This window comes from Hyphomicrobiales bacterium (genome assembly GCA_017642935.1).
Lineage (GTDB): Bacteria > Pseudomonadota > Alphaproteobacteria > Rhizobiales > MH13 > MH13.
The window spans coordinates 717402-731199 of record JAEPOK010000002.1; the positions used below are offsets into that span (position 1 = coordinate 717402).

Annotated in this window: 15 protein-coding genes; 3 read left to right on the forward strand and 12 right to left on the reverse strand. The window is 61.3% G+C overall.

The features are described from left to right. Nucleotides 1-11: 11 nt before the first annotated feature. Nucleotides 12-671, reverse strand: a complete 660-nt coding sequence (ftsE, locus tag JJ917_12850; GenBank protein ID MBO6699712.1) for a cell division ATP-binding protein FtsE — start codon at nucleotides 669-671, stop codon at nucleotides 12-14. A 163-nt stretch (nucleotides 672-834) separates the two neighbouring features. Between ftsE and JJ917_12855 the strand changes: the two genes are divergently transcribed. Beyond that, nucleotides 835-1701 (forward strand): zinc-ribbon domain-containing protein, encoded by an 867-nt coding sequence (locus tag JJ917_12855; protein ID MBO6699713.1) that lies wholly within the window; start codon nucleotides 835-837, stop codon nucleotides 1699-1701. Nucleotides 1702-1823: 122 nt separating this feature from the next. Next, nucleotides 1824-2198, forward strand: a complete 375-nt coding sequence (locus JJ917_12860; protein MBO6699714.1) for a response regulator — start codon at nucleotides 1824-1826, stop codon at nucleotides 2196-2198. Between the two features lie 160 nt (nucleotides 2199-2358). Here the strand turns inward: JJ917_12860 and JJ917_12865 are convergent, their stop codons facing one another. The 4 genes from JJ917_12865 to argH all read right to left on the reverse strand — a co-directional run bounded on the left by JJ917_12865 (nucleotide 2359) and on the right by argH (nucleotide 7979). Beyond that, nucleotides 2359-4941, reverse strand: a complete 2583-nt coding sequence (locus JJ917_12865) for a TIGR02302 family protein (GenBank protein ID MBO6699715.1) — start codon at nucleotides 4939-4941, stop codon at nucleotides 2359-2361. A 182-nt stretch (nucleotides 4942-5123) separates the two neighbouring features. Further along, nucleotides 5124-6395 (reverse strand): diaminopimelate decarboxylase, encoded by a 1272-nt coding sequence (gene lysA / locus JJ917_12870; protein MBO6699716.1) that lies wholly within the window; start codon nucleotides 6393-6395, stop codon nucleotides 5124-5126. Between the two features lie 3 nt (nucleotides 6396-6398). Next, nucleotides 6399-6572: a hypothetical protein gene (locus JJ917_12875; protein MBO6699717.1), complete on the reverse strand. Its 174-nt coding sequence runs from the start codon at nucleotides 6570-6572 to the stop codon at nucleotides 6399-6401. Nucleotides 6573-6602: 30 nt separating this feature from the next. Beyond that, a complete protein-coding gene (gene argH / locus JJ917_12880; GenBank protein ID MBO6699718.1) occupies nucleotides 6603-7979 on the reverse strand; it encodes an argininosuccinate lyase in 1377 nt (458 codons plus the stop codon). Between the two features lie 98 nt (nucleotides 7980-8077). Here argH and JJ917_12885 point away from each other — a divergent pair, with 98 nt between their 5' ends. Continuing rightward, a complete protein-coding gene (locus JJ917_12885; GenBank protein ID MBO6699719.1) occupies nucleotides 8078-8761 on the forward strand; it encodes a TlpA family protein disulfide reductase in 684 nt (227 codons plus the stop codon). Here the strand turns inward: JJ917_12885 and JJ917_12890 are convergent. The 7 genes from JJ917_12890 to JJ917_12920 all read right to left on the reverse strand — a co-directional run bounded on the left by JJ917_12890 (nucleotide 8758) and on the right by JJ917_12920 (nucleotide 13786). Continuing rightward, a complete protein-coding gene (locus JJ917_12890; protein MBO6699720.1) occupies nucleotides 8758-9276 on the reverse strand; it encodes a hypothetical protein in 519 nt (172 codons plus the stop codon). The genes JJ917_12885 and JJ917_12890 overlap by 4 nt on opposite strands. A 9-nt stretch (nucleotides 9277-9285) precedes the next feature. Beyond that, complete coding sequence (locus tag JJ917_12895) at nucleotides 9286-9507, reverse strand: hypothetical protein (protein ID MBO6699721.1); 222 nt, start codon at nucleotides 9505-9507, stop codon at nucleotides 9286-9288. A 127-nt stretch (nucleotides 9508-9634) separates the two neighbouring features. Continuing rightward, nucleotides 9635-10513, reverse strand: a complete 879-nt coding sequence (locus JJ917_12900) for a 3-hydroxybutyryl-CoA dehydrogenase (GenBank protein ID MBO6699722.1) — start codon at nucleotides 10511-10513, stop codon at nucleotides 9635-9637. Nucleotides 10514-10569: 56 nt separating this feature from the next. Then, on the reverse strand, nucleotides 10570-11505 hold the full coding sequence (locus tag JJ917_12905) for an FAD-binding protein (GenBank protein MBO6699723.1): 936 nt from the start codon (nucleotides 11503-11505) through the stop codon (nucleotides 10570-10572). A 12-nt stretch (nucleotides 11506-11517) separates the two neighbouring features. Next, nucleotides 11518-12267 (reverse strand): electron transfer flavoprotein subunit beta/FixA family protein, encoded by a 750-nt coding sequence (locus JJ917_12910; protein MBO6699724.1) that lies wholly within the window; start codon nucleotides 12265-12267, stop codon nucleotides 11518-11520. A gap of 169 nt (nucleotides 12268-12436) precedes the next feature. Continuing rightward, nucleotides 12437-13150, reverse strand: coding sequence for a rhomboid family intramembrane serine protease (locus JJ917_12915; protein MBO6699725.1), 714 nt, complete (start codon nucleotides 13148-13150; stop codon nucleotides 12437-12439). A 48-nt stretch (nucleotides 13151-13198) separates the two neighbouring features. Continuing rightward, the gene (locus JJ917_12920) at nucleotides 13199-13786 is read right to left on the reverse strand and encodes a cob(I)yrinic acid a,c-diamide adenosyltransferase (GenBank protein MBO6699726.1); all 588 of its coding nucleotides are present in this window, start codon (nucleotides 13784-13786) and stop codon (nucleotides 13199-13201) included. Between the last annotated feature and the right edge of the window lie 12 nt (nucleotides 13787-13798).

The window sequence follows — 13798 nt, forward strand, 5'->3', positions numbered from 1 at the left end:
ATTGGCCACCCTCAATCATAGATCTGTACCTGACCATCATGGAGGACAAGGCGCCGCGCCTGGTGCTGCTGCATCAGCAGAACATCGTGGGTGGCAATCACAATCGAGGTGCCGAGCTTGTTGAGTTCCACAAACAGGCGCAGCAGTCGGCGGCCAAGCTGCGGATCGACATTACCGGTCGGCTCATCGGCAAGCAGCAGGTCGGGCTGGCCGATAACGGCGCGGGCGATGGCCGCGCGCTGTTTTTCCCCGCCCGAGAGCACCGGCGGCATGGCGTACATGCGCTCGCCCAAACCGACCCAGCCAAGAAGCTCGCGCACATCGGCGCCATAGCTTGATTCCTCCTTGCCCTGAACGCGCAAGGGCAGGGCGACATTTTCAAACGTCGTCAAATGATCGAGCAGGCGGAAATCCTGAAACACCACACCGATGCGTTGGCGCAGCGCAGGGATGTCACGGGCGCTAGCACGTGCGGTGTTCTTGCCAAAAGCAGAAACCACGCCGCGAGTTGGGCGCATGGCCAGCGACATCAGTTTTAACATGCTGGTTTTGCCAGCACCCGACGGGCCGGTCAGGTATTGGAAACTGCGCGGCTCAATGCCGAAGGAGAGATCGGAGAGAACCTCCGGGCCTCCATCGTAGCGTAGGCCTACATTTTCCATCGTCAGCACGGTTGATTGCTCCTGCTCACACGGCGTTTTGACTGGACGCGTGCGCGACTTTTTGTGTGATACCACTCGCACGCTTCATGGTTAACAGCCCTTTAACGCTCGCGCGTTACCTGTTGTGGACCGGCCGTTGCACGGCTGTTGGCTGGATAGAGATGGTCCGCGCGTGAAAATTGTCTGCCCCAACTGTTCGTCGGACTACACCGTTGCCGACGATATGCTTGGCCCCAATGGGCGCAAGGTGAAGTGCGCCTCGTGCCAAAAGGTGTGGCTGGCCACGCCGGTCGAAGACGCACCTGTGGCCACCAACGATGCCTTTGTCGAGGCTGATGATGTCGATAAAGCGATGGCGGACACCGAGGATGTGTTTGCCAATGCCGACGCGTCAGATGCGGATGACGCCTCTGGTTTCGACGGGGACATGGAAGGCTGGGGCGATGCGGTTGTTTCCGGCGATGATGGTGACCTTTCCTCCGGACCGGTCGATGCGGGCGTTGCCGCGCCGCGCGCAGGTAGGTTTCGCAAGGTTCGGCTGAAAGGCCAGCGCATTGGGCCCTCAGCGATTGAACGCATTCTGCGTCAAGCCGCCAAGGTCGCGGCGCCGATTGGTGTTGCCTTTGGTCTGTCCGGTTTGATCATCGCCGTGCCGCAGCGCGATGCGGTGGTTCGCCTGGTCCCCGATCTTGCGCCGCTTTATGAGATGGTCGGGCTTGATGTGAATGTGCGCGGCATCGAGTTCTCACCGTTTACCGCCGAGCGGGCTCTGGTCGCCGGGCTGACGGTGTTGCGCATTGAAGGCACGATGACGAACGCTGATGATGAGACGCGCGCGGTTGCGCCGCTGCGGCTGGCATTGCTGGCTGAAACCGGCGCTGAGCTTTTCGTCTGGCGTATCGATCCACCAACCACCGACCTGCTGCCAGAACAGAGCGTGCCGGTCTTCAGCGAGCTGACTGCGCCGCCGGAAACGGTCGCCAGTGTGTCGGTGCGCTTCCTGCAGGATGGCGAGCGATTGCCCGGGCAGGTATTCTGATCTCCCGAATTTCGGCGCCGCGCCTGTGGACCAATGGGCCTATCTAGCCGTCCGTTCACCCCGTGTTAAACTGAACAGAATCACGTTTTGGGTTTCCCGACGAAACACAGGATGGCGTCGCGATGGCACGGCTGTTGGTTGCAGAAGACGATGAAGCGGTTCGCGCCTTCCTGGAGAAGGCGTTCGAGCTGGATGGCCATGAGGTTTCGACGGCCGAAGATGGCGCCATGGCGCTGGAGGTTCTGGCTGCCGAAGAGGGCGCCTTCGACCTGCTTCTCACCGATATTCAGATGCCAGTGATGGATGGGATCGCGCTGGCGCTATCGACCGTGCGCGATTATCCCGGTGTGCCGATCCTCTTGATGACCGGCTATGCCAATCAGCGCGAGCGCGCGCACGGGCTGGAATCGCTGGTCGAAGACGTGATCATGAAGCCGTTTTCGTTAGCCGATATCCGTGATGCGGTTGGCGGCGTTTTGGACAAACGCGCGGCTTAATCGCACTGCATTGTCATCTCTGCGCCTGTCACAGAGATCCATGCCGCTTTCTGAACGGGCCAACGTCCCGCCTATCGAACCTTCATAGGAATGGATCCCCGCCATGGAAGCGAGACCCGCGGCTCGCGGACCGGCGAGGCTGACGGGCGGAGATGCGGCCTTAAAACCGGTCGATCAGCCGGTCGAGATAGTCGCGTTCGACCTGCGGGCGGACTTGCTCGCCAAGGCGGCGTTGGATTTCGTTCAAGATGTCACGGGCGCGCTGGATATCGCTTTCTTCAGGAATGCGGACGGTGCCATCGGCGCGTTGCCCACCGGTTTCCCGCTGTGGACGGCCGAGCGGATCGGTGCCGCGCTGGCCATCGCCGCCTGGTCCAAACGTGATCCGTGGCAAACCTTGGCCAGGACCTGGGCTCTGGCCTGGCCCTTGCGCTTGTCCTTCGCCGCCTTGGCCTTGACCTTCAGCCAGCTGCTCCATCATGTCCTGCGCGCCTTGACGAAGAGCTTCCAGGGCGCGCCCTTGGTCGCCGAGTGCGGTGGTCGCATCGCCCTCACCGAGCCGCTCGCCGGCGCCTTCCATGGCATCGCCCGCTTCGCCAAACTGCTCCGGATCAAGTCCAAGATCACGCAGCTCGTCCATCAGGGCACGTAGCCGCTCTTCCAGTGCCTGCTGCTCCTGCGAAAGACCTTGAAGCGGATCGTTGTCTGGCGTGCTGTTCTGATTGCCGTCGGGCCGCTCGGCCTGATCATTTTCGCTGCCGGGTGGCGTGAACTCGCGTGGTGGACGCACCTGCTGGCGGTCGGCCTCTGAGGAAAAGGGAAAGGTTTCATCCAGCAAGCGTTGCTGCTCGCGGGTAATCGCCTGGAGCTCTTGAACGGATTCGCGCAGTTGCTGCTCCTGCGGCGTTGGCTCGCGCTGTTCCATCGCCTGGGCGCCACGCAACTGGTCGAGTTGTTCGCGCAACTGTTCCAGCAACTCGCGGGCGGCTTCCGACGCACCGAGTTCAGCCAAGTTTTGGATCTGGTCCATCATGTCCTGCATGGCCAGCGGATTAAGATTGGCCATCGGCATGTCTTGCGGCATCTGCGCCATGTCCTGGTTCTGCAAGCGCTCGGCCAGCGCCTGCATATACTCCTGGAAGGCTTGGCGCAGCTCATCCATCAGCGTGGCGATTTCTTCATCGCTGGCGCCATTCTCCAGAGCGTCGGCCAGATTCTCCTCGGCCTCGCGCAGCCGTTCGGCGGCAAGCGACAGGTCGCCATCTTCGACTTGCAGGGCCAATTGCCAGAGCATATCAACCACGGCGAGCAGACCGTCTTCGGTATCGGCCAAGCGCAGGCGTTGCGTTGTGACGGTTAGGGCCAGAAAGGTCGAAAGCTCGCCTTCCATGAAATCTTCCGGCGCCAGTGCCAGACCCTCCAGCGCGGTCAGGACAGCTGGGCGCGTGCGGGTATCGACGGCAAGCAGGCGCCGTTGCTCGACCAAGGCGCGCGCCAGGGGTTCGCGGAACGGGCGCTCGGGCACGCGCACGGTGATCGTGTCGCTGGTAGCTTCTTGACTAGCGCCATCGGTGGCGACCAGCGTCATATCGACCTCAAGCCCGGCCCAGGGATGGGCGGAGAGGTCACGGGTTGTTTCGACCGTGTCGCTGGAGCCTGATGGCGGCAGGATCAGATCGATGCGCGGGGCGGTGATCAACGGCGTGGCGTCGGCGAAGCGCTCATCGGCCGGTTCGACATCGGCATGGGCGCTTTCGACCGCATAATCATCTTCGGCCTGATAGAAAATCTCGATGGCCCCAACCGCTGTGGCCTGCGGTTCGCCGGCGAAACGGATCGTCGGCGGTGTATCGGGCGTGATGAGTATCGGCAGTTCGATCACACCTTGGCGTGAGGCCAGCCCTAGCGTCACATCGTCGGTCAGATTAGCCTCAAGACCACCAGCATCTTCCGTTGACGTTAGCGTAATATCTCCTGAACCTGTCATCGGCGTCAGTGTTGCGGTGATCGCTTCGGGTTCGCTGAGCAGGATGGTCAAACGGCTGCCCGTCGGCAACATGGCACCGGCAGGGCGTTCCTGATCCTCCTGGAATGTGGCGGCCGCTAGCAATGTACGTGGCGGCAGACCGGTATAGGCCGGAGGGGTCGCCCATACGTCGATGCGCACGGGGATGGTCGGCGCCGATTGCGGTGGCGCGAAAGCCTGGACAATGCGATCGGTGCGCTGAGGCCCGGCGACAAAGAACGCAACCACCAGCACCAGAAGAACCGGTGCGCGGAGCGCCCAACGGTCGAGCAATTCGGTGCGTGGCGCGGGCAACCCAGCGGCTAGGCGTTTAACCCTGTCTGCCATGTGCGCTTGGTGGGCTCTCCAAAGCGCCCGGCCCTGCGGGCTTCGCGTATCAAACGGCGTATCTTCCAGCGCCGATAGCGGGCGGCCTTGGAGGCCGGAGGCCGCTTCGACGCGCGCGACACCTTGCTCACGCGGGACCCTTGGCGTGCGCCCCGCCCAAACAAGACTGGCAAGGAAGGCTACGGCAAGGATGCCAAGCAGGGCGAACCGGATGATGTCGGGCATCACCGGCCAAAGGCCAAGCCAGGACAGGCTAAGAAAGATGCCGAGCACCGATCCGGCCACCACCAGACGTGGCCAAAGACGCTCGATGAACGCGAAAAACATCGCCCGCCGGGTGGCGCGGGTGATGCGTTTGGAGAGCGGTGACAGGGGTTCGGTGTCTGGCACGGAATCCGGTTCTTAAGCGGTCGATCTCAATGGAGTGTGGCGCGCAGGTGTGGTGAAGGCAAGGCAGCCACAGCGTGATGACAAAGATGTCATCCCGGGGGCCAAAGGTTATCCGGGAACGGCCGAATTCCCGTCCCCTGCAGATCCCGGGTCAAGACCGGGATGACAGCATCTGTGAGCGCCTATTGCCCAAACCAACTGGGGCGGGAATCAAGGCCGATGAGTTCGTCCATTGAGGTGCGTGGGCGGACGACGTGGAACTGATCGCCATTGACCATCACTTCGGGCACCAAAAGGCGCGAATTGTAGGTGCCGGCCTGCACCGCGCCATAAGCGCCGGCGGAGAAAACCGCGATCAAATCATCCTCTTTGACCGGTGGAAAGGAGCGATCCTTGGCGATGTAATCGCCGGTCTCGCACACCGGTCCAACGAGATCGACAACCGGCCATAGCTCGTCCGTGGTCGGTTCCACCACCGGGCGGATCGTGTGGTGGGCATCGTAGAGCGTTGGGCGGATGAGATCGTTCATCGCCGCATCGATGATCACAAATGTCTTACCCTCAGCGGGCTTCACATACTCCACCTTGGTGACCAGAATGCCTGCATTGCCGGCAATCAGGCGACCCGGCTCGAAGATGATCTCGCAGTCGAGCTGATCGACGTGCTTTTTTACCACCGTCGCATAATCGTCCGGGTGCGGTGGCGGGTCATTGTCGTCAGTGTAGGGAATGCCGAGACCACCACCCAGATCAACATGGTGGATTGTGTGGCCATCGCCGCGCAGCGTTTCGATTAAGCCGCCGAGCTTGGCGAACGCCTGGTCGAACGGTTCCAGCTGCGTGATCTGCGAGCCGATATGCATATCGATGCCGATCACCTGGATGCCGGGCAGGCTGGCGGCGCGGGCATAGGCGTCGCGGGCGCGCGCCCAAGGGATGCCGAACTTGTTTTCCGACAGGCCGGTGGTGATTTTGGCGTGTGTCTTGGCATCCACATCGGGGTTGATGCGCAAGCTCACCGGGGCGTCTTTGCCCATAGCGGTGGCGACGGCGGACAGGCGTTCTAGCTCCGGCTCGCTTTCCACGTTGAAGCAGAGGATGCCGGCGGCCAGCGCCTCTTCCATCTCAGCGCGGGTTTTGCCGACGCCGGAAAACATGATCTTGTTTGACGGTACGCCAGCACGCATCGCCCGTTGCAGTTCACCGCCGGAGACAACGTCGGCGCCGGATCCTAGGCGCGCAAGCGTTTCCATCACCGCCTGGTTGGAGTTGGCCTTCAGCGCGTAGCATACCAGTACGGGTAGGTCGCCGAATGCGTCCGTGAACACTTGGTAGTGCCGTACTAAGGTGGCCGTCGAATAGACATAAAACGGCGTGCCCACCTCTCGGGCGAGCGTTTCAACCGGCACGTCCTCGGCAAAGAGGCGGCCATTGCGGTAGCTGAAATGGTGCATCGTTTAGAGCAGTAGCCCGTCGAGAATGAACGGACGATCCTCGACCGGTGCCGGCTCAATGGCCTCCGCACCTTCCGGTGCATTGGCGGCAGAGGGCGGCTCCAAGGGCCCGCGCACGCCACAGCCAGCCACGGTCAGGGCGAGCAAACTGGTCAGGATCAAAGTGCAAAGGCGCATGGTGCCAACCTCAATTGCAGTTCGTTCTACCTACGCGGACTTATCCAAGTGTTTCAACCAGCGTCTTGCTTGTTTGCGCACATTCTGCGGGGCGGTCCCGCCATAGCTGAGGCGTGAACGCACGGATTTATCGACCGAGAGCACCGAATAGACATCCTGGTTGATGCGCGGCTCAACGCTCTGCATCTCCTCAAGCGAGAGTTTGTGCAGGTCCACTTTGCGCTCGGCCGCCATGCCGACCAGCGTGCCGGTCACATGGTGGGCATCGCGGAAGGGCATGTTGAGCACCCGCACCAACCAATCGGCCAGGTCCGTGGCGGTGGCATAGCCGGAGCCGGCGGCCTTTTTCAGCGCTTTGGCGTTGGGCACCATGTCGGCCACCATGCCGGTGGTTGCCGCAATGGTAAGCTCCAGCGTTTCCAGCGCATCGAAGATCGGCTCTTTGTCTTCCTGCATGTCTTTTGCATAGGCCATGGGCAGGCCCTTCATCACCGTCATCAGCGCTGTGAAGGCGCCCATCACGCGACCGATCTTTGCGCGCACCAATTCAGCGGCATCGGGGTTCTTCTTCTGCGGCATGATGGATGAGCCGGTGGTCAGTGCATCGGAGAGGGTGATGAACTGAAACTGGGCGGAGGACCAGATGACGATCTCTTCGGCAAAGCGCGAGAGATGCATCGACAGGATCGAGGCAGCGGCGAGGGTTTCCAGCGCGTAGTCGCGGTCAGAAACTGAATCCAGCGAGTTGGCGGTGGGCCGGTCAAAGCCAAGCGCCTCTGCCGTCATCCTCCGGTCGATCGGAAAGCTGGTGCCGGCCAGCGCTGCCGCACCAAGCGGGGACTCGTTCAAGCGTTTGCGCGCATCCTGGAACCGGCCCCGGTCGCGGGCGACCATCTCCACATAGGCAAGCAGATGGTGGCCGAACGTCACCGGCTGGGCCGACTGCAGATGGGTGAAGCCTGGCATCACTGTGCCCGCATACTCCAATGCTTTCTCAGCCAGCGCTTTTTGCAGGTCAGCCAGGGCCGCATCGATGCCATCAATGGCGGCGCGCACATAGAGTTTGGTGTCGGTCGCCACTTGGTCGTTGCGGGAGCGGGCCGTGTGCAAGCGCCCAGCGGCCTCGCCGATCAGTTCGCGCAGTCGGGCCTCGATGTTCATATGAATGTCTTCAAGACCACGCGAAAACGTGAAGTGACCGTGTTCGATCTCTTCGCCAATCTGGGAGAGCCCGTTGATGATCGCGTCGCGATCCTCGGTGGTTAGAATGCCGACCTCTGCGAGCATTGCGGCGTGCGCTTTGGAGCCTTGAATGTCCTGGGCGTAGAGCTTCTGGTCAAAGCCGATGGAGGCGTTGATGTCTTCCATGATGACGGCAGGGCCTGCGGCAAAGCGTCCGCCCCACATGGTGTTTTTGCCCGTGTCTTTGGCGTTGTCTTTGCCTGTATCACTCATGTGGCCCGTGTCGCCCGATCTGTTCTGCTGTCGCCCTAAAGGAAGCTGTTATGTCGTCACCGCAAGACCCAAACACTGCGTCCCCCAAGCGGGATGGGGGCAAGATCAGGCTCACGGTTTTGCTGTTGGTCGCCGCCGTGCTTGGCGTCGCGTCCGGTGGGATTGCGGTCTATATCAACAATGATGCGCCTGCAAATGATGAAACGGCGGCTTCCTGCACGATCAGCGAGGAACGGCGCGCCGCTCTCGATGCCGCCGCGCGCGGCGAAGTCGCGGCCTTTGCGGTGGTCGATGATGCCCGCCCATCGCCGATGATGGCATTCCATGATGCTGAAGGCACGCCGCGGTCGATCGACGAGTGGCGTGGCGAAACGGTGCTCTTCAACCTCTGGGCAACATGGTGTGCGCCCTGCCGCGAAGAAATGCCAGCGTTGGACCGTTTACAGGCCAACCTTGGCCGCGAGGATTTTGAGGTCGTGGCGGTCAGCATCGACACCAATGAAAGCGCTGATCCGCAAGGATTCTTGGAAGAGATCGAAGTCGGCGCCTTGGATTTTTACCAGGACGACACGGCCGATCTTTTTCAGAATCTGCGCGCTGAAGGGTTGGCGTTCGGCATGCCGACAACGCTTCTGATTGATGATGAAGGATGCTTGCTTGGGTTTATGGCCGGCCCCGCCCACTGGGACAGCGCCGATGCGGTGGCGCTGATCGACGCCGCGCGGGTGCCCTAAACGGCTTCGGCCGACGCTTTTTGCTGACGCTCGGCTTCGGCCTTCTTGCGGGCCGCACGTGAGGCATGAATGGCCTTGGTGGCGGCCTCCATGTCTTCTTCCATTTTCCGCTTTAGCCTGAGCTGCGCCTCGACGCGTTGCTCATAGGCCTTTTGCTCCATCTCTTTTTGATAGGGCGATTTCATGTTGGCGCGGGCGATGACATCGCGCAGGACCGAAAGAAGCGCGACCATGATAAAGGCGATGACGATGTGGGAAACGACTACGATCACCGTGTCGCCGGCATGGGCCAGCGTCGTGGAGACGAGCGCGCGCATGGGCGTGCAGGTCTCGGTGTTGAAGTTACTGGCGAAGAAACAGTGGCCGATGAGCGCATCACGCCACATGAACAGGAACACCAGCGGCGCCAGGATGACAGGCGCCAGGATGATGGCGCTCGCATAGGGGCGCACCATCGTCGCCAAGGCGCCGAAGATCATGCCGGACAGAATGCCAACAAGGATGATGCCGCTCATGGGGTTGCCTCAGGCCTGACGATCAACGCGCGTGCCGACGCCTGCAGCGGTCGGCGAGCTCACAGCCTGAGCATCGGCCAAGGCGGCCGAATTGGCCGTTGCCTGATCGATCATGGCGACCAGTTGCTGCGCGGCTTCCTGGTTCATTTTCATGACCTTCTGCGCAGCGGCGGCGCCGATCTGCGCCTGATTGTTGGCCATCGCCGAAGAGGCAATTGCGACTGGTTCCACGAGGGTAATCTCCTAAGCTTGGCGGGAGCTTAGGGGCAAATGCTTTCGGATCGGTTGATGGAAAGGGCGGTGTTGGACGTGTTCACAGCGTCAGGCCGGGTCAAGTCCGGCCACGATTGCTCATAACTTACCGCGTCGGCACCGGCGTTTCGCCGCGATAGTCGTAAAAGCCGCGGCCGGCCTTGCGGCCCACCCAGCCGGCTTCGACATACTTCACCAGCAGCGGGCAGGGACGGTATTTGGTATCGGCCAAGCCGTCATAGAGCACCTGCATGACCGACAAACAGGTGTCCAGACCGATGAAATCGGCCAGCTGCAATGGGCCCATTGGGTGGTTGGCGCCGAGCTTCATGGCGGTGTCGATCGATTCCACCGAGCCAACACCCTCATAGAGCGTGTAGATCGCCTCATTGATCATCGGCAGAAGGATGCGGTTGACGATGAAGGCCGGGAAATCTTCGGCCACCGTGATCTGCTTGCCGATATTGGCAACGAACCCGCGCGAGGCTTCATAGGTCTCGTCGTCGGTGGCGATGCCGCGCACCACTTCGACCAACTCCATCAGCGGCACCGGGTTCATGAAGTGAATGCCGATGAATTTTTCCGGCCGGTCGGTGGAGGCGGCCAGGCGGGTGATGGAAATGGAGGATGTGTTGGTGGCGAGGATGGAGTCCGATTTCACCACTGGCGCCAGTTGCGACAGAATTTTGCGCTTGATGGTTTCGTCTTCGGTGGCGGACTCAATCACCAGATCGCAGTCGGCCATGTTCTCATAACTGTCGGAGGCCTGGATGCGGGCGAGCGCCGGTTTGATTTCGGCTTCCTTGATGATGTCCTTGGAGGCCTGGCGGTTCATGTTGCCGGAGATGGTGGCGAGGCCCTCTTCGACCTTGTCCATTGAAAGGTCCTGCAGAACCACATCCATGCCGGACAGCGCGCAGACATGGGCGATACCCGATCCCATCTGTCCGGCGCCTACAATGCCAACCTTTTGAATGCCACTCATTGTTCGTTTGTTCTTTCTATCCGCAGCGCCAAGCTCAAAGAGCGTGCGCTACCTTTCTAGGATTCAACGGCTGATTTCAACTCTGGCAGGACGTCAAACAGGTCGGCGACCAGACCGTAATCGGCGACGTCGAAGATGGGGGCATCCTCATCCTTGTTGATGGCGACGATAACGCGGCTGTCTTTCATGCCCGCCAAATGCTGGATCGCGCCGGAAATGCCGGCGGCGATGTAAAGGTCCGGGGCGACCACTTTGCCGGTCTGGCCAACCTGCCAATCATTGGGCGCGTAGCCGGCATCGACCGCCGCGCGTGAAGCGCCAACGGCGGCACCTAAGGCATCGGCAAGGGGCAGGATGACGCGCTCGAACTCTTCCTTCGAGCCAAGCGCCCGTCCGCCGGACAGGATGACTTTCGCGCTGGTGAGTTCCGGACGCTCGCTTTCGGCCATGTCGGCGGAAACAAAGCTGGAGACTGCCGGCAAATCTGGGATCGCGATGGCTTCAACCGAGGCTGACCCACCGCCGCTCGCCGCATCAAAGGCGGTGCCGCGCACAGTGATCACTTTCTTGGCGTCGCTGGATTTGACCGTCTGGATGGCATTGCCTGCATAGATCGGACGCTGGAACGTGTCGGCGCTTTCCACCTTAATGATGTCGGAGAGTTGCATCACGTCGAGCAGCGCCGCCACCCGCGGCATGATGTTTTTGCCGGTGGTTGTGGCCGGTGCGACAAAGGCGTTGTAACCGTCAGCAAGCGAGAGAATGAGCGCGGCCATCGGTTCGGCGAGCGCATGTTCCAACGCCGGATCATCGGCGTGCAGCACTTTTTGGACGCCTTCCAGGGCGGCTGCCTCCGTTGCGACGGCCTCTGAACCGGAACCGGCCACCAGCACATCGACCGGCGCACCCAGCTCTTTGGCGGCGGCGAGTGCCTTGGCCGTTTCGGCGGAAAGGGCGGCGTTGCCGTGATCGGCGATCAGGAGTGTGGTCATCGTCATGTCTTCCTAAAGAACGCCGGCTTCGGATTTGAGTTTTTCCACCAGTTCACCCACATCGGCGACCTTCACGCCTGCCTCGCGTTTGGCCGGGGCGGCGGTGGCGAGTACTTCCAAGTGTGGGGAAAAATCAACGCCGATGTCGTCTGGTGTTTTGGTATCAAGCGGTTTTTTCTTGGCCTTCATGATGTTGGGCAAGGACGCATAGCGCGGCTCATTGAGGCGCAAATCGGTGGTGATAATGGCGGGCAGCGCCAGCTTCACGGTTTCCAGGCCGCCATCAACCTCGCGAGTGACGGCGACGCTGTCACCGTCCAGCTCCACTTTGGAGGCGAAGGTGCCCTGGCCCCAGCCAAGAAGCGCGGCCAGCATCTGGCCGGTTTGGTTGCAATCATCATCGATCGCCTGTTTGCCCATGATCACGAGATTGGGGTCTTCCTCAGCGATGATCGCTTTGAGTGCCTTGGCAACGGCCAGTGGCTCGGTGGTGTCGTCGGTTTTGACCAAGATCGCCCGGTCTGCACCCATGGCGAGCGCCGTGCGCAAGGTTTCCTGCGCCTTCTCAGGGCCTATGGAAACGGCGACGATCTCTTCGGCCTTGCCGGCCTCCTTCAGGCGCAGCGCCTCTTCGACGGCAATCTCGTCGAAGGGGTTCATCGACATTTTCACGTTGGCGAGGTTCACCCCCGACCCGTCTTCCTTCACCGTGATGGTCACATTGTAGTCGACCACACGTTTGACCGGCACCAAGATCTTCACGCAGACTTCCTATCGTTGCGGTTGGGCTGTAGCGGCGCTGGCGCGCATGGCCTGGGGTCAAGGCAGGTTGTGCATCGCAGCAAAGCGCTGGCGGCAAGCTAGGGCTGGGCCATCATGCTGTCAACGATCCCAAAGTCGGCCTTTGAGTGGGCCTCGGGATCGACGCCGGTCATCGTTTCGCAGCGGCTGCTGGATCGGGCAGATCCTGATCGAACAGTTTGACGTCGCGATGCTTGAACAGCGGCGTTAGCGCCGCGCCGGCGACCAGGCCGCCAATATGGGCCCACCAGGCGGTGTTTGAGCCGTTCTCGCCGGACAGCACCATCAGAACGTTCCAGACCACATAGGCACCAAGCACGATCCAGGCCGGAAACTGGAAGGGGAACTTGATGAGTAGTGTCACCAGCACCCAGACCTTCACCCTCGGATGCAGCATCAAATAAGCGGCCACCACGCCTGATGTGGCGCCGGATGCACCGACCAGCGGGGCGCTCGGTTCAGGTGTCATCACGGCGTAGGCGAGGCCGCCGGCAATGCCGCAGAGAATAAAGAAGATCAGAAACTTGATGTGGCCCATCGCGTCTTCGACATTGTCGCCAAAGACCCAGAGGAACAGCATGTTGCCGGCAAGGTGCAGCCAGGAGCCGTGCAGAAAGGCGTAGCTGAGAAGCGTTGTCTCTTCTGGAATGAGAATGAGATCAGCCGGTCGGGCCTGCTCGGCAAACAGGGTCACCGGGATCAGCGCCAACCGGTAATCGGGATAATCGACAACCGCGCCCTGGAAGACCAGAAACATCGCGACGTTCAGGACAATCAGCCCGACGGTCACCGCTTGAACGGTGATGCGTTTTTTCGGGTTGGAATCGAAGAACGGCAAAAACATAAGCGATGGCCCTGGTTTCCTGCCGCAACGGCATGAGCACCCTGGCTCTTAGCGGTTTTTGCCCGGCACCCACAAGACGTCGGCGGCGCCCTTGTCGTTTGTCCAGCGCGCAGCGACGAAGAGAAAATCCGACAGGCGGTTGAGATACCGTCGCACGGCATCGCTCACCATGCCCGGTTCCTGATCGGCGAGCTCCACCGACAGCCGCTCGGCGCGGCGCGACACGGTGCGGGCCACATGCAGAGCAGCGGCGGCGGGCGTGCCGCCCGGCAAGACGAAAGAATTGAGTGGCGAGAGGTCGGCGTTCAGCGTGTCGATTTCGCTTTCGAGCCGTTCCACTTGCGATGGAACAACGCGCAGTGGTTCGTAGCCAAGGTCTTCCTCGGTCGGTGGGGTAGAGAGATCCGCGCCCAGATCGAACAGATCGTTTTGAATGCGCATCAGCATGGCATCGAGATCGGCGAGGGCAGGGTCGGCACCTGTGGATAGCCGTGCCATGCCGATGGCGGCATTGGTTTCGTCCACCGTGCCATAGGCTTCAACGCGCAGATCGAACTTTTTGCGCCGCTCGCCCGAGCCGAGGCCTGTCGTGCCATCGTCGCCGGTTTTCGTGTAGATTTTTGTCAGAACGACCATGCGTGCCGCCGA